Annotated in this window: 18 protein-coding genes; 11 read left to right on the forward strand and 7 right to left on the reverse strand. The window is 69.4% G+C overall.

Annotated elements, in window-relative coordinates:
- The first annotated feature begins 6 nt into the window (after nucleotides 1–6).
- Entirely contained in the window at nucleotides 7–861 is an 855-nt protein-coding gene (locus tag OG556_RS15065) for an alpha/beta hydrolase (RefSeq protein WP_363585072.1), read from the forward strand.
- A gap of 4 nt (nucleotides 862–865) precedes the next feature.
- On the opposite strand, the gene OG556_RS15070 is transcribed toward OG556_RS15065, so the two are convergent.
- From OG556_RS15070 to OG556_RS15080, 3 genes are all read right to left on the reverse strand, one after another.
- Nucleotides 866–1,834 carry a 2-hydroxyacid dehydrogenase gene (locus OG556_RS15070; RefSeq protein ID WP_371517492.1) on the reverse strand — a complete coding sequence of 323 codons (969 nt, stop codon included), beginning with the start codon at nucleotides 1,832–1,834 and terminating at the stop codon, nucleotides 866–868.
- A 65-nt stretch (nucleotides 1,835–1,899) separates the two neighbouring features.
- On the reverse strand, nucleotides 1,900–5,820 hold the full coding sequence (gene fxsT, locus OG556_RS15075; protein ID WP_363585070.1) for an FxSxx-COOH system tetratricopeptide repeat protein: 3,921 nt from the start codon (nucleotides 5,818–5,820) through the stop codon (nucleotides 1,900–1,902).
- Nucleotides 5,821–5,903: 83 nt separating this feature from the next.
- Nucleotides 5,904–7,283 carry a TIR-like protein FxsC gene (locus OG556_RS15080; protein ID WP_363584998.1) on the reverse strand — a complete coding sequence of 460 codons (1,380 nt, stop codon included), beginning with the start codon at nucleotides 7,281–7,283 and terminating at the stop codon, nucleotides 5,904–5,906.
- Between the two features lie 194 nt (nucleotides 7,284–7,477).
- Here OG556_RS15080 and OG556_RS15085 point away from each other — a divergent pair, with 194 nt between their 5' ends.
- The gene (locus tag OG556_RS15085) at nucleotides 7,478–7,672 is read left to right on the forward strand and encodes a DUF397 domain-containing protein (protein WP_371517493.1); all 195 of its coding nucleotides are present in this window, start codon (nucleotides 7,478–7,480) and stop codon (nucleotides 7,670–7,672) included.
- 160 nt (nucleotides 7,673–7,832) lie between these two features.
- Here the strand turns inward: OG556_RS15085 and OG556_RS15090 are convergent, their stop codons facing one another.
- Both OG556_RS15090 and OG556_RS15095 read right to left on the reverse strand, forming a co-directional pair.
- Nucleotides 7,833–8,084: a hypothetical protein gene (locus OG556_RS15090; RefSeq protein WP_371517494.1), complete on the reverse strand. Its 252-nt coding sequence runs from the start codon at nucleotides 8,082–8,084 to the stop codon at nucleotides 7,833–7,835.
- Nucleotides 8,081–8,449: an ATP-binding protein gene (locus OG556_RS15095; protein WP_063348181.1), complete on the reverse strand. Its 369-nt coding sequence runs from the start codon at nucleotides 8,447–8,449 to the stop codon at nucleotides 8,081–8,083. The genes OG556_RS15090 and OG556_RS15095 overlap by 4 nt, the downstream gene beginning before the upstream one ends.
- A gap of 146 nt (nucleotides 8,450–8,595) precedes the next feature.
- Here OG556_RS15095 and OG556_RS15100 point away from each other — a divergent pair, with 146 nt between their 5' ends.
- Both OG556_RS15100 and OG556_RS15105 read left to right on the forward strand, forming a co-directional pair.
- Complete coding sequence (locus OG556_RS15100; protein WP_363584992.1) at nucleotides 8,596–9,465, forward strand: helix-turn-helix transcriptional regulator; 870 nt, start codon at nucleotides 8,596–8,598, stop codon at nucleotides 9,463–9,465.
- Between the two features lie 2 nt (nucleotides 9,466–9,467).
- Nucleotides 9,468–9,662 (forward strand): DUF397 domain-containing protein, encoded by a 195-nt coding sequence (locus tag OG556_RS15105; RefSeq protein ID WP_363584990.1) that lies wholly within the window; start codon nucleotides 9,468–9,470, stop codon nucleotides 9,660–9,662.
- 49 nt (nucleotides 9,663–9,711) lie between these two features.
- On the opposite strand, the gene OG556_RS15110 is transcribed toward OG556_RS15105, so the two are convergent.
- Nucleotides 9,712–10,131, reverse strand: coding sequence for an NUDIX hydrolase (locus tag OG556_RS15110; protein WP_363632113.1), 420 nt, complete (start codon nucleotides 10,129–10,131; stop codon nucleotides 9,712–9,714).
- Between the two features lie 352 nt (nucleotides 10,132–10,483).
- Here OG556_RS15110 and OG556_RS15115 point away from each other — a divergent pair, with 352 nt between their 5' ends.
- From OG556_RS15115 to OG556_RS15145, 7 genes are all read left to right on the forward strand, one after another.
- Nucleotides 10,484–10,696 carry a hypothetical protein gene (locus OG556_RS15115; RefSeq protein WP_363584986.1) on the forward strand — a complete coding sequence of 71 codons (213 nt, stop codon included), beginning with the start codon at nucleotides 10,484–10,486 and terminating at the stop codon, nucleotides 10,694–10,696.
- Nucleotides 10,680–11,195 (forward strand): DUF6879 family protein, encoded by a 516-nt coding sequence (locus tag OG556_RS15120; RefSeq protein ID WP_363632112.1) that lies wholly within the window; start codon nucleotides 10,680–10,682, stop codon nucleotides 11,193–11,195. The genes OG556_RS15115 and OG556_RS15120 overlap by 17 nt, the downstream gene beginning before the upstream one ends.
- On the forward strand, nucleotides 11,192–12,025 hold the full coding sequence (locus tag OG556_RS15125) for a helix-turn-helix transcriptional regulator (RefSeq protein ID WP_363632111.1): 834 nt from the start codon (nucleotides 11,192–11,194) through the stop codon (nucleotides 12,023–12,025). The genes OG556_RS15120 and OG556_RS15125 overlap by 4 nt, the downstream gene beginning before the upstream one ends.
- Before the next feature lie 100 nt (nucleotides 12,026–12,125).
- Complete coding sequence (locus OG556_RS15130; RefSeq protein ID WP_371517495.1) at nucleotides 12,126–13,028, forward strand: phosphotransferase; 903 nt, start codon at nucleotides 12,126–12,128, stop codon at nucleotides 13,026–13,028.
- Nucleotides 13,029–13,062: 34 nt separating this feature from the next.
- Complete coding sequence (locus OG556_RS15135) at nucleotides 13,063–14,058, forward strand: nucleotidyltransferase domain-containing protein (protein WP_363584978.1); 996 nt, start codon at nucleotides 13,063–13,065, stop codon at nucleotides 14,056–14,058.
- A 10-nt stretch (nucleotides 14,059–14,068) separates the two neighbouring features.
- Nucleotides 14,069–14,743, forward strand: a complete 675-nt coding sequence (locus tag OG556_RS15140; RefSeq protein ID WP_363632108.1) for a histidine phosphatase family protein — start codon at nucleotides 14,069–14,071, stop codon at nucleotides 14,741–14,743.
- A 9-nt stretch (nucleotides 14,744–14,752) separates the two neighbouring features.
- Complete coding sequence (locus OG556_RS15145) at nucleotides 14,753–15,871, forward strand: hypothetical protein (protein ID WP_363584975.1); 1,119 nt, start codon at nucleotides 14,753–14,755, stop codon at nucleotides 15,869–15,871.
- Nucleotides 15,872–16,008: 137 nt separating this feature from the next.
- Here OG556_RS15145 and OG556_RS15150 read toward each other — a convergent pair whose 3' ends face one another.
- On the reverse strand, nucleotides 16,009–17,244 hold the full coding sequence (locus OG556_RS15150; protein ID WP_371517497.1) for a cytochrome P450: 1,236 nt from the start codon (nucleotides 17,242–17,244) through the stop codon (nucleotides 16,009–16,011).
- Nucleotides 17,245–17,257: the final 13 nt, after the last annotated feature.

Consider the following 17,257-nt stretch of genomic DNA (forward strand, 5'->3'; position numbering starts at 1 on the left):
TTACGGATGGTCAAGGCCCCGGACGGTCGCGCCCTCGCCGTCGAATCCCTGGGCGACCCGCGCGGCCGCCCGGTGTTCCTGCTGCACGGCATGCCCGGCAGCCGGGTGGGCCCGCACCCGCGCAGCACCGTGCTGTACCGGCTGGGGGTGCGGCTGATCTCCTACGACCGGCCCGGCTACGGCGACTCGACCCGCCAGTTCGGCCGCCGGGTGAGCGCGGCGGCCGCCGACGTGCGGGCCATCGCGGACGACCTCAAGCTGGACGGCTTCGCGGTGCTCGGCCGCTCCGGCGGCGGCCCGCACGCGCTGGCCTGCGCGGCGCTGCTGCCGGAGCGGGTCAGCCGGGTGGCGGTGCTGGTCGGCCTGGCGCCGCGCAACGCGGCCGGCCTGGACTGGTACGCCGGGATGACCCCGTCGAACGTGCACGCCTACCAGGAGGCGGAGCGCGGGCACGGCCGGATCGCCGACGCGATGGAGTTCCGCTCCCGGCAGATCAAGGACGACCCGGTCCGGCTGCTGAACGGGCTGCGGCCCGAACTGTCGCCCGCCGACCGGGAGGTGGTGGCCGACAGCGGGCTGCGGCGGATGCTGCAGAGCAACTACCGGGAGGCGTTCCGGCACGGCGCGGACGGCTGGATCGACGACGTGCTGGCGTTCACCGCCGACTGGGGGTTCAAGGTCGAGGACATCGCGGTGCCGAGCTGGCTGTGGCACGGCACCGACGACCAGTTCTCCCCGGTCGAGCACTCCCGCTGGCTGGGCGACCACATCCCCGGCGCCGAGCTCTTCCTGGAGCCCGGCGCCGCGCACTTCGGCGCTTTCCGGGTGCTGACCACCGCCCTGGCCTGGGCGGCGGGCTAAGGCCTCAGGCCGTCACCGGGGTGACCGGCGCTCCCCCGCCCAGCACGGCCAGGACGTTGTCCACGGCCAGGCCGCCCATCGCCTGCCGGGTGGCGACGGTGGCACTGCCCAGGTGCGGGGCCAGGACGGCGCGTTCCTGGGCGAGCAGCGCGGACGGGACGGCCGGCTCGTGCTCGAAGTTGTCCACGGCGGCGGCGAACAGCGCGCCGGACTCCAGCGCGCCGGCCAGCGCCTCCTCGTCCACCACTCCGGCGGTCATGCTGACCACCACCGCCCCGCGCGGCAGCAGGGCGAGGCGGCGGGCGTCCAGCAGGTGCCGGGTGGCGGCGCTGAGCGGGGCGGTGACGACCAGCACCGTGGAGTGGGCGAGCAGGTCCTCCAGCGGCCGCCAGGTGGCGCCGTCGGCCTGCTCGGGCGGCAGCTCGCGGCGGTTGTGGTAGCTGACCGGCATGTCGAAGGCGCGGGCCCGGCGGGCCACCGCCTGCCCGATCCGGCCCATGCCGAGCACGCCCAGCGGGGTGCCGGCCAGCTCCATGCCGAGCAGGAAGTTCGGCGCCCAGGTCCAGGGGCTGCCGGAGCGCAGCAGGCGCTCGCCCTCGCCGAGGCGGCGGGTGGCGGCCAGCAGCAGCGCCCAGGCCATGTCGGCGGTGGCGGTGGTGAGCACGCCGGGGGTGTTGGAGACCAGCACGCCGCGTTCGGCGCAGGCGGCCAGGTCGATGTTGTGGTGCCCCACGGCGTGGTTGGCGACGATCTCCAGGGACGGCCCGGCCGCGTCCAGGAACTCGCCGTCGACCCGGTCGTCCAGGGTGGTGAGCACGGCACGGCGGTCGCGGACGGCGGCCAGCAGGTCGGCCCGGGCCATCGCCTGGTCGGAGTCGTGGCAGGTGACGGTGTGGCGCGCGGTGAGCCGTTCGATCACCCCGGGCGCGAGGCGCCGGGTGACCAGGACCGGGGGCGGCGTCTGCTTGCTCATGGTCCCGCAGCGTACCCGCCGCCCCCGGCCGGAGGCCGTGCTCTCACCGGCGCCTGCACCGCCGCTTACACCGGTTGCGGCTCCAGGTCCCGGTTGATCCGCTTCCAGCCGCGCGCCGCGACCGTGTTGGGGTGCTCCTCGCCGAACTGCCGGATCAGCTCGCCGATCGCGCGGGCCCGCAGTTCGGCGGCCTGGGTGTGCCGACCGGCCGAGCGCAGGGTGATCGACAGGTTGGCCTCGCAGGCGACGGCGTCCGGGTGCCGGGGCGTGTAGCGCTCGCACAGGCCCTGGTAGGCGGCCCGGCCGAGTTCCTCGGCGAGGCCGATCTGGCCGTCGTCGCCGTAGGCGTTGGCCAGGTTGATCACCGCGTTGAGGGTGTACGGGTGGTCCGCTCCGACGGAGTCGGTGAGCCCCTCGACGGTGAGCCGGCCGCGTTCGATGGCGCCCTGGACGTCACCGCTGCCGCGCAGGTAGATGCCGAGGTTGTTGGCGCAGGCCAGGGTGAAGGGGTGTTCGTCGCCGAACAGGCGGCGGTGGCCTTCGAAGACGGTGGAGCAGAGGTCGCGGGCGGCCTCCTTGTCGCCGGAGGCGCTGTGGTCGGCGGCCAGGTTGAGCGCGCAGGCGAGCGCGTCGGGGGCGTCGGCGCCGTAGCGCTCCAGGTAGCGCTCGTAGGTCTCCTTGGTGATCCGGCGGGCTTCGGCGAGCGCGCCGATGCGGCGCAGTGAGACGGCCAGGGACTTGGCGTTGCGCAGGTTCTCCGGCAGGTCGGGGTCGAGGACGTCGCCGAGGTCGGAGGTGACTTCCTGGAGCAGGTCCACCGAGCCGCGGTAGTCGCCGAGTTCGCGCAGGTCGCGGGCGAGGTTGGACTTGGTGGAGAGGGTGTAGGGGTGCCGGGGGCCGAGGACGGCCGTGCGCCGGTCGAGGGTCTCCTGGTCGAGTTCGCGGGCGGCCTCGCTGTTGCCGACGAGCCGGTAGTCGATGGCCAGGTTGTTGGCCATCGAGAGCGTGCGCGGGTTGTCGTCGCCGAACAACTCGCGGAACTGGTCGAGGATTTCGCGGTCGAGGTCGAGTGCGGCCTGGAACCGGCCGAGTGCCCGGCGGTCGGCGCCGAGGGAGCCGGCCGTCATCAGGGTGTACGGGTGGTGCTCGCCGAGCAGGGCCCGCTGGCGTTCCAGGGTGTCCTCGTCCAGGGCCAGTGCTTCCGCGTAGTTGCCCTGGGAGCGCAGCACGTTGGCGAGTTGGAAGCGCAGCAGCAGGGTCTGCCGGTCGTTCTCGCCGAGCTTGTTGGTCCACTCGGTGTCCAGGGCGTGGCCGAGGTCGCGGGCGCGGTCGAGTTCGCCGCGCTTCCAGAGGTAGCGGACGCGGTCGATGAGCAGCTGGCGGGTGTCCGCCTCGTCGCAGTTGTGCGCCTTGGAGGGCGACAGGTGCGGCCAGATCTCGTCGAAGGCGGGCCAGTTGGCGGGGTCGTCGGTGTCGCCGAGGACCGGCCGGGCGCCGGTCAGGATGCGATGCACCTCGTGGACGGCGATCTCCTGTTCGTCGTCGGTCATCTCGGCCCGGATCACCGCCTGGACGAGCCGGTGCACCTGGAAGCTGTTGCTGCCGGCGTCGACCTTGGCCAGCGCGTACCGGCCGATCGCCTGGATCACCTTGCCCAGCATGAACTTGTCGCTGAGGTCGGCGTCGTACTTCACCAGCGCCCGGATCATCTGGTCGCTGTAGAAGAGGTTCATCGAGATCGGCTCGGGCGCGAAGAACGCGCAGAGCTGGAGGAGCCGGACGGCGGCCGGGGACTGCTGGCGCAGCCGGCCGATGGAGACGTTCCAGGTCGCGCCGACCGGGGTCGGGTAGTCGGCGGGGCGGGCGACGGCCAGCGCGCGGGCCGCCTCGGCGTGCAGTTGGGCGACGTAGGTCTCCACCGGGGTGCCGGTGGTGTCCAGCCAGGCGGCCGCGACCTCGACGGCGAGCGGCAGGTCGCCGACCGCCTCGGCGACCCGGTCGGCGTCCGGGCGGGACAGGCCGCGGGCGCGCCGGCACAGGTGCTCGACGCTCTCGCCGCGGGTGAAGACGTCCACCTCCAGCGCCTCGGCGTGCCCGGTCCAGGCCTGGTTGCGGGAGGTGACCAGGATGTGGCCGGAGCCTCCGGGGAAGAAGCGGCGGATCTCGGCCGGTTCGTCGGCGTTGTCGAAGATCAGCAGCCAGCGCGAGGTGGGCACGCCGCGGCGCAGCGCCTCCCGGGCGGCCTCGGCGGCTTCGGTGACGGAGTCGCCGACGCGCAGGCCGAGCCGGCGGGCGAGGTCGGCGAGGGCGGGGGCGACGAGTTCGGTCTGTTCGGCGTCGATCCACCAGACCAGGTCGTAGTCGGACATGAACCGGTGCGCGTACTCCAGCGCGACCTGGGTCTTGCCGACGCCGCCGAGCCCGTACAGCGTCTGGGGGGTGGGCAGGACGGCCGCCATGCCGCCGCGCAGCTGGTTGCGCAGTTGTTCCAGGACGGCGGCGCGGCCGGTGAAGGAGGGGTTGCGCGGCGGGACGTCCCACACGGTCGGCTTGCTGCCGGGGAAGCGCGGCCCGCCGCCGTTGGGCTCGGTCAGGACGACGTCGCCGCGGCCGAGGGCACGCAGCAGGGTCTGGACGGACTGCGTCTCGTCGCGGCCGACGAGGTCGACGGGGTTGCGGTTGCTGAAGGGTGCGGTGAGCCTGACGTCGCCGACGCGGACGGGGACGAGCTGGCGCCGGGTGCCGGCGGGGTCGGAGTTGACCACGGACTCCCACAGCGCCCGGGCCTGCGGGGAGCGCTGGTAGGCGGGCGAGAGCACGGCGACGGTCCGGTAGGCGGCGTCGATGCCGCGTTCGGTCTCCTCGCGCGTGTCGGTGCCGGCGCTGAGGTCGCGGGGCAGCACCCGGAAGCCGGCCCGGGTGAGCACGGACTCGATCCAGTCCGCCCACATCCGGTCCTCGGGGACGTAGGAGAGGTAGAGGTCGGCGGGGACGGACGGGCGGCGGCGGGTGAACGCGTCCACGTAGCGCAGCCGTAGTTCCTCGTCCATGACCGGCAGGGAGGTGACCTTGCGCCGGGTGATCATCGCGGTGAGCCGCTCGCAGGCGGCGAGCATCGAGGTGGGGGTGCCGGTCTGGTCGCCGAAGGTGGCGAGGATCTCCTCGTAGGCGTAGAACGGCCGGTACGGGATCTCCACCGAGCCCCAGTAGGAGGCGAGTTCCTCGCCGTTGAGGCCGGCCGGCAGCCCGTCGAAGCGGACCCGGGCGAGGGAGCGGCCGGCGTCGGCCTTCTCCTTCTCGCCCTCGTCGATGCGCATCGGGACGGGCAGGATGCGGATGCCGCGCTCGCGGTAGCGGTCGTGGATGTGCTGGGCGATCCGGGAGGCACCGTCGATGGACTGGTCGCTCAGGGTGAAGCAGACCACCAGGTCGTCGGGCATCTGGACGGTGCAGATCTCGGCGATGTCGGACAGTCCGGTGCGCGAGTCGATGAGCACGTAGTCGTACCGCTTGCTCATGTCGGCCTTGAGGGCGTCGAAGAACTGCCCGCCGTCGAAGCGGTCGTAGAAGATGTCCCAGTCCAGGTGGGTGACGGCCTCGGAGTAGTCCCGGTTGAACTGGCCGGCGGACAGGAAGTCCAGGCTGCCCCCGGTCGGGAACAGCGGCCAGGACAGCGACAGCGCGTGCGGGTGCACCCTGGCGAAGTCCAGGTGCCAGCCCTCGGCGTGCTCGACCGGGCGCAGGGCCTCCTCGCGGTACTCGGCGATCAGGTCCATCATCCCGGTCGTGCCGGCCAGCGAGGCCGGGTCGAGGAAGGGGTGGAAGAACTTGGCCAGGCCCGGCGCCTCCAGGTCCCAGTCCACGGTGAGCACCCGGTAGCCGTTGGCGGCCAGGATCCATGCCGTGTTGGCGAGCGCCATGGTGCGCCCGGTGCCGCCCTTGTAGGAGTAGAAGGTGATGATCCGGCCGTTGCGGTCCTGCTCCACGGACCGTCGCTCGGCCTCCCGCTGGGCGGCCAGTTCGGCCACGGTGAGGCCCCCGACGCGGAAGTTCCTGGTGGGGTTCTCGCTCATCTGGGTCGTCCTCCCAAGGGCGCCATCCCGTCATCGGGGTCATCGCCGTCGTCACGGTCTGGGTGGTCGTCGGGTCCGGAGCCGTCCTGCCCGAAGGGGGCGTCGCGGCCGAACGGGGCCGCGCCCGGGCCGCGCCGGAACGCGTCCCGCAGGTTCGGGCGGGGCGGCGGCGGGTCCTCCGGCTCGGCCCTGGTGCGGCCCTCGAAGGCGTACTTGGCCTTCATGGCGGCCCGGGGCAGCGCGTCGTCGAAGTCCTCCAGGGTGTTCAGCCCGGTCGGGCCGGTCACGCCGAGGAAGCTGGGGCGGCTCGCCCGCCGGGTGATGCGCAGCGCCTGGTCGCTCAACTCTCCGAGGTCGCCGCCGCGTTCCTCGCACTCGGGGTCCTCGGTGTTCCACGGCTCCAGGACGCTCACCCAGGTGGCGTCCGAGCGGTCGAAGCGGCGGACGAGCTCCCGGCGGTCCGGGTCGCGCAGCGCCCACCGGTCGAGCAGGAGCAGGCCGGGGGCTGCCGCCTCCCCCTCGATGATGGACTCGACCTCGTCGTCGAACTCGTGCACGGTCGGCTGGAACCCCAACTGCCGGGCCAGCCGCACCGCGTGCTGGGCGATCGGCGAGCCGGCCGGGCGATAGGGGTGCCAGTCGGTGCGCCGGGTGCCGTAGAAGTCGGGATTGCGGTCGGGCGGCAACTCGCCCTGATGGTAGGAGAGTACGGAGATCCGCAGCTGCTTGGTCGGCGCGCTCACGTCGAAGGCACTGGGCAGGCCGTTGAAGTCCAGCCGCCGCCCGACCGGGATCACCGTCTCCTCCGCCACCTGCACGATCCGCGCCGCCAGCCGGTGCACGGCCAGCTCGTAGGCGGAGCGGAAGTAGGTGAGCTTCATCAGCGCGTACAGGCCCTCGGTGGCGTAGTCCGGCCCGAAACTGGCGTGGTTGAACTGGAGTTCACTGGCCACCTTGGGCAGCCGGTAGCGACTCATCGGCGCCCACAGCACCGGCACGATGCCACTGGTGCGCTCCGCGTCGATCGTCGCCGGGTACACCGGGCGGCGGGTGAAGGCGTGCCACTCCTGCCCGCACGGGACGCTGTTGAAGTACCGGGGCGAGTACAGCGGTACGAACACCCGGCAGGTCGCCAGCTCCTCCGACAGCCGCTCCGCCCACAACTCCCCCTGGTGCATGGACTCGTCCATGAAGCCGACCGGCACCCCGGCCGGGACCGTGGTCAGTTGCAGCACCGCCTCGCACAGGTCCCGGTACAGCTGGCGCACCCAGTGGTTCGGATCACCGGCGCCGCGCGTGCCGGCCTTCGGGGTGTGCGCGTAGGAGAGGAAGAAGTACGGCCGGGCATCGTCCTCGTCCCAGCCACGGTCGTTCACACGCGCCTCCCCCGGGCCCGTCGGCAACCTGGTTCCCGCAGCCCCCGTGCGGCGGGGTCTCAGTGTAGGAACGACTGAGGACCCAAGGGAATAGCACAACGAGTCGTACGAATTGACATGACCGAAACGACGCGGCTGTGCGCCCGCTTATCGTGGCTCCAGCACGTCCGCCACGGAGTACAAGGAAGGTAGCCATGGACCACCTCAACTGGCAGAAGCCGAGCGTCAGCGGGGAGGAAGCCAACTGCATCGAGATCGCTTCCGACGGCGACTTCGTCTACCTCCGCGAGTCCGACAACCCCACCCACATCGTCACCACCACCCGCGCCAAGCTCAACGCCTGGCTCCTCGGCGCCAAGGCCGGCGAGTTCGACCACTTCATCGCCTGACCTCCACGGCCGGGCATGGCGCGGGCCCGCCTGGAGGAGGCGGGCCCGCGTGCCATGCATGGCACCTATGTCCGATCCCGTCGATCCCGCAGCCGCTCGGACCGGGCCTGGCAGACACCGCCGACGGCGGCGGCCAGCAGGATCAGGACCAGCATGCCCGTCACGCCTGGCCCCGTCGGCGCTTGAACTCGCGCAGCAGAGTCAGCAGGTTGATCAAGGTGCTGGCCGGGATGTTGCCGATGGAGACCAGGGCACGGCCGTTCAGATCGGTCTCGCCGGACTGGGCGGACGGCCAGAGGAGGCCGAACTCGCGTCCCTCCGTGCGGAGATCGACGATCAGTTCGGTGATCTGCCGGCCGGTGAGCTGCCGCAGGGCCGGGTCGGCGGGGTGGATCGGGTGGTGGGCGATCACGCGGCGCCGTCCAGCTCGAACCAAACGCGCTTGCCGAGCTTCTGCGGCTCCGCACCCCAGCGGTGCATGAGCCCCTCCACCAGCATCAACCCCCGCCCGGACTGGGCGAACGGGTCGGGCTTCCGCTGCTCGGGCAGCACGGGACTGCGGTCCGCGACGGTGACGCGGAGCGTCCCGTGGACGACGGCGACCAGGACGACGGGCGCGGCGGTCAACCCGTGCCGCCAGGCGTTCACCACCAGCTCCACGAGAGCGAGTTCGGCATCCCCGATGGAGGAATTGGGGTACCCGGCGCGCGCCATGGTGTCGCGCAACGCCTCGCGAGAGACGGTGAGGGAGGGGGAGTTGAGGTTGGGGTCACACATGGGGAATCTCCCAGCGGTGCAAAGTGATTGGTGAGTGGACTGTAGGGCCAATCACCACAATCCTGCAACACTCTCCGCATCTAGATCTACACTTTCAGTAGGCGGCCTACTCGTTGGCCGAACTACTGCACGAGAAGGGCACGTGCATGGGATTCAGGACCGCAATCAGCGAACGACAGCGTCGACTTGGCGATGAGCTGCGGCGTCTCCGCACCAGCGCAGGCATGTCCCTTCCAGAACTCGGCGAGCTGGTCGGCATGAAGGGACCAGCCGTCAGCCACACCGAGTCGGGCAGGCTTGGTATCAATCCTGAGCGATTGGCCCTCTGGCTCGACGCCTGCCATGCCAACGATCCCGAGTATCGAGCAGGCCTTCTCGCCATGGGCCAGAGCAACGGCAAGGGCTGGTGGACCGACTACCGGCCCTACGTTCCAACGTCAGCCCTCGATCTCGCCGAGTTCGAACACGGCGCTACCCGCCTGGACACATACGAGACGCTACTGATCCCTGGCCTGCTCCAGACCAAGGGCTACAGCGAGGTCATCCTCGAATACGCGCAGAAGACGGTCGAGTTCCGACAGTCGCGGCAACGCATCCTGAGCGTCGAGAACGGGACGCCATTTCATGCCGTGATCCACGAGGCTGCGCTACGAACGATGTACGGCGGACCTACCGTCATGCGTGACCAGCTGAACCACCTGGCCGAGGTCGGCAAGCTGCCTCACGTCACCATCCAGATCCTGCCGTTCGACTGCACCGTGTTCGCCTCGGCCGACACCCCGTTCATGCTGCTTCACGGCCGACACTCCAAGCTCGACACCGTCTTGATGGAACAGCCCCAGGGCTCACCATTCCTTGGCGAGCCCGAAGCAGTAGCCTCGTTCCGGCGACAGTTCGAACGACTCAAAGGCCTGGCACTCCCGCCTCTGACGGCCAGCGCATCCGAGCTATCGCCCTCATATCGCGACTCATGGGGCTTGCTCCAGCACATTCGGTACGCAGTACAGGGAAGGTAAGCATGGAACAGCTCAACTGGCAGAAGTCGAGCTTCAGTGGGGAGCAGACCAACTGCATCGAGGTCGCTTCCGAGGGTGAGCTGGTCTACATCCGCGAGTCCGACGACCCCGCCCACATCGTCACCACCACCCGCACCAAGCTCAACGCCTGGCTCCTCGGCGCCAAGGCCGGCGAGTTCGACCACTTCACCGCCTGACCCACACAGCGCAGAAGGGCGGCTCCCGCGAACTCGCGGGAGCCGCCGCCTACCGATCGGCGCTGAGCGCGGTATCGAGATACTCCTGCACCGGCTCGAACAGCCCGTACGGCACGTACTCGGGGATCTCGGCGAGAGCCACCCACGCGAGCTGGTCCAGCTCCTCCGTGTCGACCACCTCGGCGGTGCCGCTGACGACCTCACAGGCCGTGTACGACATCAGTCGGCCGGTCTTCGGGTGCACGCGCTCACCCAGGAGCTTGATCGCGGCCACACCGAGCCCGGTCTCCTCCGCCGTCTCTCGGACAGCCGCCAGCTCGGGCGACTCGCCGGACTCGATCTCACCAGCCGGGAACTGCCACGAGAGCTGGCCCTCGCTGACCCGCCGCCGGACCATCAGGACGCGGCCTTCGTGGGCCACGATCGCGGCGGCGATTCCCGGGCGTTCCTCGGCAGTCTGCTGTGTCACGTCTGCTCCTCCAGCGCGGCCAGGACGGGTGGAAAGATCGTATCGGCGCGATGAAGCGGGTCACCTTCTCTCGCCGACACCAGTGCCGAGACGATCTTCTCCAAGCGCTTTCTGGAGCACATCAGCTCCAGGGCTCGGCCGGGCCTCTGATGATGACGGACTTCAGCCGGACCAGCGGTTGCCCCTCGCAAGGAGCCGCCGGTCAACAGCTCCCCGGAGCGTCAGAGCGGGAGACCCCCGGCAAGATTCTTATTCCAGATCAGGAATATGCCCGATACGGCTTGGACAGGCGCCGCAGCCGGCCTTAGCGTCGTTGATGGGTTGGGAGGCACTCGACCTGGAAGGGGTCAGCATGGCTGAGTACCCGCAACTGCTGCGTCTTACCGGCAAGTTCAACGGCCCGAACTGCGACGATGACGACTGCCCGAACGTGTACGCCACCGACCGAGGGACGTTCGTGGTCCAGGGCGACCACTTCACGGCCCTGAAGGTGCCCACCGGGGAGTCCGCCGTCGAGATTCCCCGACACGTCCTGGAGGAGGCCATCCGTGCTCTTGGATGGTGACCAGTGGCGCGCTCACTTCGACAGTTACCAGCACGAAGCGTTCCGGTTCGAGGCGCAGCCCGCCTACACCATGCCCAGGGAAGCAGAGAGCCTGGCCCGCTTTCTGCGCGGCGAGCCGAAGCCGGTCGATCACAACGCGGCGTGGCACCGGAGGGTGCACGGCTTCGTCTCCTCGGGGCGGACGATCGGCCGCGTCCGGGTGGTGCGCCGCCCCCTCACGGACTACCAGCGGTACCAGTTCGCCTGGGGCATCCCCGGCAACATCGCCGCCGGGGAAGACATTCGAATCCTGGACGCCACTGAAGGGAACTTCGGTATCCCCGACCAGGACTGGTGGCTGTTCGATGACACCTCGGCGGTCCACCTGAACTTCCGACCTGACGGCACCCAGATCAACCGGGAGCTGGTCAGCGGCGACATGCGCCGCCACCGCGAGTGGAAAAGAATCGCCCTGGCTCACTCCGTGCCGTTTTCCGAATATCTGAAAGAGCTCGGGTGACGCTCGATCCAGATCAGCTCGGCCGGTCGAAGTCCGATCTGGCCGAAACGCTCAGAAGGCTCCGCCTGGAAGCCGGTCTCACAGGAGACCGGCTTTCGGTGCGTTGTGGCATCTCCCAGAGCAAGATCAGTAAGATCGAGACCGGAAAACTGACCCCGACCCTCGTCGATGTGGAGCGCATCCTCAGGGCTCTTGGGGCTCCGGCCGCCCTCGTCCGGGAAGTATCCTCGCTGGCTCGTACGGCCAATACCGAGTGGCAGGACAAGCGAACCTCATGGCGCCGGGGCATCGAAAAGCGACAGGCGGAGCTGGCGTCGCTGGAGTCGGACGCGACAGAGCTGCGATATTTCCTGCCGGCAATGATCACAGGCCTCCTGGCCACGCCCGAGTACATTCGGGCCAGCTTGAGCCACTCCCCCGGCGACAGGGCGATCATCGTGGGCCGCAAGCTGGAACGCCAGGTGGCTCTCTACGACGAATCAAAGTCATTCACGTTCCTGCTCACGGAGCAGGCGGTGAATTGGGCACTGCTTCCTCCTCAGGCAATGGCCGTCCAGATTGACCGCCTTGCATCGCTCACCCATCTGCCGTCCGTTCGAATCGGCGTGATTCCATATGGGACACTTATTACTCGCGGACCAATGAACACGTTCACGGTGTACGACGACCGCCTCGCCACTGTGGAGTCGTTCACCGGCCGTCTCGCATTTCGCGATCACCGGGACATCCAGCGCTATCGTGAAATTTTCTCGATATTCGAAGAATCCGCCCTCTTCGGCGACGAGGCCAGGGGGCGGCTCAGCGAATGGTCGATGATTTACCGTGGGTGATATTTATTCACTGACGGGAATATCGTTGTCCGGCCTGCTCGAACCCTCCTAGTCTGGACGCCTGCGCTACGGCGACTCGGTACGGCAGAAGGACGGGCCGATGAACACCTGGGAGTTCGTGAAGGACCGGACCGCCACCCGGGGTGCGGTCTGGAGATCGGCTGACGGCTCGCTCTACAAGCGGACCGGCGGAGAGGACTTGCGGGCGGAAGTCGAGTTCCAGCAGCTGGCCGCCGGACTTGGATACCCCGTACCTGCGATTGTCGACAGCGGATTCGAAGGCGGAAGTTACTTCGCCATCGAACGCACCATCGGCAACAGCTCACTGCACGAGGACGCCCTGGCCGACACTCAGCGGGCCGGACAGGTCGGCGACCACGTGATCAGCACCGCGGCCGCCGTCGCCTCGAAGCTCCTACAGGCCCAGGCGAGGCACCCTCTGCCCTCGACCCCGTGGTTCGAGAAGGCGGCCTTCGCAGCGGCCGTCTTCGAGGAGAACCCGGACTTCGACACGCCGCGGGTCCACCAGGCCGTCGAGCACGCCCTCGACCGGCTGTCCCGACTCCCCATCGTGCACGGGCACTTGGACTACGGTCTGCCCAACATCCTCACGGCCGGGATCATCGACTGGCAGCACCACGGACCGATCCCGTTCGGCTACGACGTGTACCCGGCGCTCGACATCGTGGCCTTCAAAGGTGGAGGCAAGGGCTACACCATCACCTCGGAGCAGCGCGCCACGTACACCGTCGCACTCGACCGGACCAGCACGTCCCTGATCGGCCGGCGGGTGAGCGATCACCTGGGCGACTTCCTGCTCGTCAAGTGCTTCTTCTTCCTCGCCCTCATGCGGCCCACTCACCCCGCAGGGCATGACAAGCACATCAAGTGGCAGTACCGCCGCGCCCTCTTCTCGATGGGACTTGAGCAGTATGAGTCGTCCACCACGATTGACACCGGAGCCTTCCCCGCTCTGGAGCAGTTCGCCGCTGAACACCGGTAGGCCGGTCCCCATCGTCCGCGACCGTGACTACCTGATGGATCACCACGGCGTCGTCTTCAAGGTCATCGGGGACAGCCACCCCGGCAGCCACTACCTGGGCTACGTCAAGTACCACCCGGACGAGAAGGGGGACCGGCGGGTGTTCGGCCGGACCTACCGGCAGAACAGTGTCGTGTCGAAATCCTTCGGCATCCTTGCCGACCGACCGGAGTGCTACGTCTACTCCGACGCCCTCGGCTGCGTCATCACGGGCATTCCGCGCGAGGACGTCGCCGTCCACTACTCGTGCCGCCAGGCCCTCTCTGCCATCCATGAGGAACCCGGATCGGTCGCCGACAATCCGGCAGGCAAGGACCTCCTGGCGATCACCGAGTGGGTCGCCACGAACGGCGCCCGGGATCTCCTGGGTGTCACCGGGTCCTTTCTCGTCGGCTGTTTCAACGAACGCTCGGACATCGACCTCGTCTGCTACGGGCCGGAGGGCTACGAGGCCGCCCAGGACCTGTTCCAGCAGACCGCTCTGATCAAGCCCTACGACGGAGACGACCTGACCCGGCTGTACATCCGCCGGGCCAAGTACATGGAGGGCAGCTCCTTCGAGGCCCTCATCAAGCAGGAACGCCGAAAGCTCCAGGGGCTCACCTCCAGCTCCGGCGCGCACATCAACTGCGAACCCATCCGCTCCGACCGCGACAGACCCTTCTCCCGCATCTCCTCCAAGGAGATCGGAGAGATCTCCCTCCTCGCGAGAATCACCGACCACGCCGAAGGCCTCACCACCCCGGCGCTCTATGGGATCAAGGTCAGGACCATCCTGAGCTCGACCATCGACGAGCCCGACTCCTTCGCCCGCCGGATCACCCACATGCGTTCCTACCTCGGCGCCTACACCGGCGCGTTCCGATCCGGAGACACCGTGCACCTGTCCGGCAAACTCGTCCACTCCCAGGACGGCGACCGCAGCAGCTTCGGCATCGAGCTCACCCCCTGGACCGTCAGCGGCTCCTACGTCGCCAACCTCGCCGCGTAGGCGCCGCGCGGTGGCCCTGCTCGTCATCCGGCACGCCGAGTCCGTCGAGAACGCCGACAAGTACCACGGCTTCTACCAGGACCCGCGCCCCTGCACCGGAGCCGTCGCCCACACCATCTCCCGCACGATCGTCGGCCTCACCCCGCACGGTTTCCGGCAGGCCCAGTGGCTCGCCGGCATCCTGCCGAAGCTCGCCGGCCCCACGCCACGCGTCTACACGTCGACCTACCGCAGGACGATCGACACCGCCGCGATCGCCCTGCCCGACATCCCCGACGGCTGGCCCCAGCAGACCACGCTCCTCGACGAGCAGCACTACGGCGACGCCACCTACATGACCAAGCGTGAGCTGAACGACAGCTACCCCGAACTCGCCGAGGACCGCCGCCTGCGCAAGCACCTCTGGACCGCACCGGGTGGCGGCGAGTCGCTCGCCGAAGGCGTACTCAACCGGGCCACCGAGTTCGCCGCCCTCGCCCAGGCCGAACTCCAGGAATCGAGCACCATCGTCGCCTTCACCCACCAGACCGCCGCAGTGGCACTCCGCTCCCTACTCGAAGCCTGCACCCTGCCCGAGATCCTCGCCGAGGAGCGGAAGGGCAAGATGCCCAACGCCGCGATCCTCCACTACGAACTGCGAGACGGCCGGTTCACCCGGACGCGAACCACGACCCCGCCGATCTAGGAGGAGTCCGTGCGACACCTGTTCCTCAACGGCCCTGTCCAGAACGGGACCTTCATCTTCGGCACCCGCCCCGGCAAGGCCGTCGGCATCCGCCTCGCCGCCGCCCTCAACGCCATCCTCGGCTCACCGCCCGCACCCCACCTGTGGAACACCGCCACCCTCGCCGGAGACCTCCGCCACCGCGAGGCTGAGGGGCCGAAGATCCCCCGTCAGCGCTTTGAGGCCGACCTCATCGCGAGCAAGTACGCGCCGGGGCAGTCTCCGGCAGGCGGCATCATGACCGACACCGACACTGAGGTCGCAAGCCTCGCCCTGGAGATGATCGAGAACAACCTCCGCGCCGGCACCCTGACCATCAGCCGTGAGACCGTTCCCACCTGCCGGGCCTGCGGCCACATGACCGGTACCGGTGGCCGCCCCTGCAACGCCTGCGGCAGCACCGACACCCGGGACCGCACAAGCCTTCACCTTGTCGCCGAACTCGCCAAGGACCGCCCCATCCTCGACCGCTCGGACATCCACGCCAGTCACCGACAGCAGCCCAGACACCTTCAGGGCACCGTCGGCAAGGTTCCAGGGCGCCTGATCCTCTCCCGTACCCGCGACCACGGCATCGACCTGTCGCCAGTCGGTCTCGACCGCCTCGTGCTCGACCCGCGCGCCGGCATCCATGCCACCGTCCTCGCCGCAGCCCGAAGGCACCGGGCGGAGGTGGCCGTCATGGCCACCACCCAGAATGCCGCCAACCACATCGCCGCCCACGGCCTGCACTTCCGCGAACACGACGGCATCCGCCTCCGCTATGCCCTCCACGGACACCTGCCCTACAACCACACGGCAGATCTTCAACCGCTCCACGACGCATACCGAGCCACCCCGGCGATCAAGGAGAGCTTCGAAGCCTGGTTCCTCCCCCTCTTCTCCCTGCAGGCCAAGGCCGCAACCCGGCCCGAGCAGTTGCCGGCAATCTTCAGGCACTACATGCGGGCGCACCTGGCCAGACCGGCTGCAGCCGACGAAGAGATGATCGAGGCCCTACGGTGCTCAGTCGAAGCCGGCAATACGGAATGGATCACTCGGAAACGCGTGCTGGCCGCCGCGATGACAGCTTGTGAGGCCACTGTGTAGAAGCATCCGGCCCTGCATAGGAAGTCGGGCCCACCGACTTCCTATGCACAGGGAGGCTCGACAGGAACGTCGCCGCCTTCGACGGAAGGGCGGCTCCCGCGAACTCGCGGGAGCCGCCCTTCCCCCAGGTGCCGCCGTCACTCTGCGGTGGGCCTCGGGACGATCCAGAGCTCGGCCGGGCCGCTGATGATGACGGACTCCAGGCGGGCCGGCGTCGGGCTGGCCGGGTCCAGGACACTGCCGGGGTAGGCGCCGAAGAGGCCGTCCAGGGCCACTTCGGCCTCCAGCCGGGCCAGGGGTGCGCCGAGGCAGAAGTGCGGGCCGTAGCCGAAGGACAGGTGCTCCGTGTCGGGGCGGGTCGGGTCGAAGTCGTCCGGCCGGTCCGGGTGGACCTCCGGGTCCCGGCCGGCCGCGCCGAATCCGAGCAGGATCGGCTCGCCCTGCCGGATGACCACGCCCTCGCCGAGGTCGATGTCCTCCAGCGGGTAGCGAAGCGGGATGTGCATCACCGGGCTCTCGTGGCGCAGGGTCTCCTCGATGACGTCCTCCCACGCGAGGGCGCCCTCGCGGACCTGGGCCAGGTAGCGGGGGTGGGTGAGGAGCGCCTGGACGGCGCTGGTGATGAGGTTGACCGCCGTCTCGTACCCGGCGCCGAGCATCAGGAAGAGCTCGTCGCGGGACTCCTCCTCGGCGCGGCCCGTGTCGCCGCCGGTGCCGACGGCGGCCACGTCGCTGGCGAGGTCGGGCCCGGGGTCGCGCCGTTTGAGCTCCAGCAGTTCGACCAGCACCACGTTGATCTCCGCCCGCGCGACCGTCATCTGCTCGGTCGTCGCCGTCGTCGTCAGCAGGGTGTCCATCGACCGGCCGATCTGCGGCCGCATGTCGGCGGGTACGCCGAAGAGGTCGCAGATCACCGTCATGGTGAGCGGGAGCGAGAGGGCCCGGCGGATGTCCACGGCCTCGCCGGGGGCGAGGTCACGGAACGCGCCGACCAGGGCGGTGGTCGTCGCCTCGATCCCGGGCCGCAGCGCGGACACCCGGCGGGGCGAGAACGAGGGCGCCATCCGTCGTCGTGCCGAGCGGTGTTCGTCGCCGTAGCGGTTGAAGAAGTTCTGCTGGAACGCGATCGGGCCCATCGGCCACCCCTCGGGCACCGCGGCCAGGCCGGGCCAGTGCTTGCGCGGGTCGCGGGAGACCCGCGGATCGCCGGTCAGAGCGCGGATCACCGAGCTGCGGGTCACGGACCAGGCGATGATGCCGCCGGGGAGTTCGACCCGCACGGCGGGCCCGGCGGCGCGGAGCTCCGCGTTCTGCTGGTGCAGGGCCCGGGCGGTCATGTCCAGCACCGGGCAGCCGTTGTCGTCTGGAGCCATGGCATTGCTCCTC

Source organism: Kitasatospora sp. NBC_01300 (assembly GCF_041435235.1).
GTDB lineage: Bacteria > Actinomycetota > Actinomycetes > Streptomycetales > Streptomycetaceae > Kitasatospora.

Excerpts from the sequence above, each read along its gene's own strand:
- OG556_RS15065 (WP_363585072.1), top strand. The coding sequence starts at position 7 with ATGGTCAAGGCCCCGGACGGTCGCGCCCTCGCCGTCGAATCCCTGGGC.
- OG556_RS15070 (WP_371517492.1), bottom strand. The coding sequence starts at position 1,834 with ATGAGCAAGCAGACGCCGCCCCCGGTCCTGGTCACCCGGCGCCTCGCG.
- OG556_RS15130 (WP_371517495.1), top strand. The coding sequence starts at position 12,126 with ATGAACACCTGGGAGTTCGTGAAGGACCGGACCGCCACCCGGGGTGCG.
- OG556_RS15085 (WP_371517493.1), top strand. The coding sequence starts at position 7,478 with ATGGACCACCTCAACTGGCAGAAGCCGAGCGTCAGCGGGGAGGAAGCC.
- OG556_RS15135 (WP_363584978.1), top strand. The coding sequence starts at position 13,063 with ATGGATCACCACGGCGTCGTCTTCAAGGTCATCGGGGACAGCCACCCC.
- OG556_RS15115 (WP_363584986.1), top strand. The coding sequence starts at position 10,484 with ATGGCTGAGTACCCGCAACTGCTGCGTCTTACCGGCAAGTTCAACGGC.
- OG556_RS15095 (WP_063348181.1), bottom strand. The coding sequence starts at position 8,449 with ATGTGTGACCCCAACCTCAACTCCCCCTCCCTCACCGTCTCTCGCGAG.
- OG556_RS15105 (WP_363584990.1), top strand. The coding sequence starts at position 9,468 with ATGGAACAGCTCAACTGGCAGAAGTCGAGCTTCAGTGGGGAGCAGACC.
- OG556_RS15100 (WP_363584992.1), top strand. The coding sequence starts at position 8,596 with ATGGGATTCAGGACCGCAATCAGCGAACGACAGCGTCGACTTGGCGAT.
- OG556_RS15150 (WP_371517497.1), bottom strand. The coding sequence starts at position 17,244 with ATGGCTCCAGACGACAACGGCTGCCCGGTGCTGGACATGACCGCCCGG.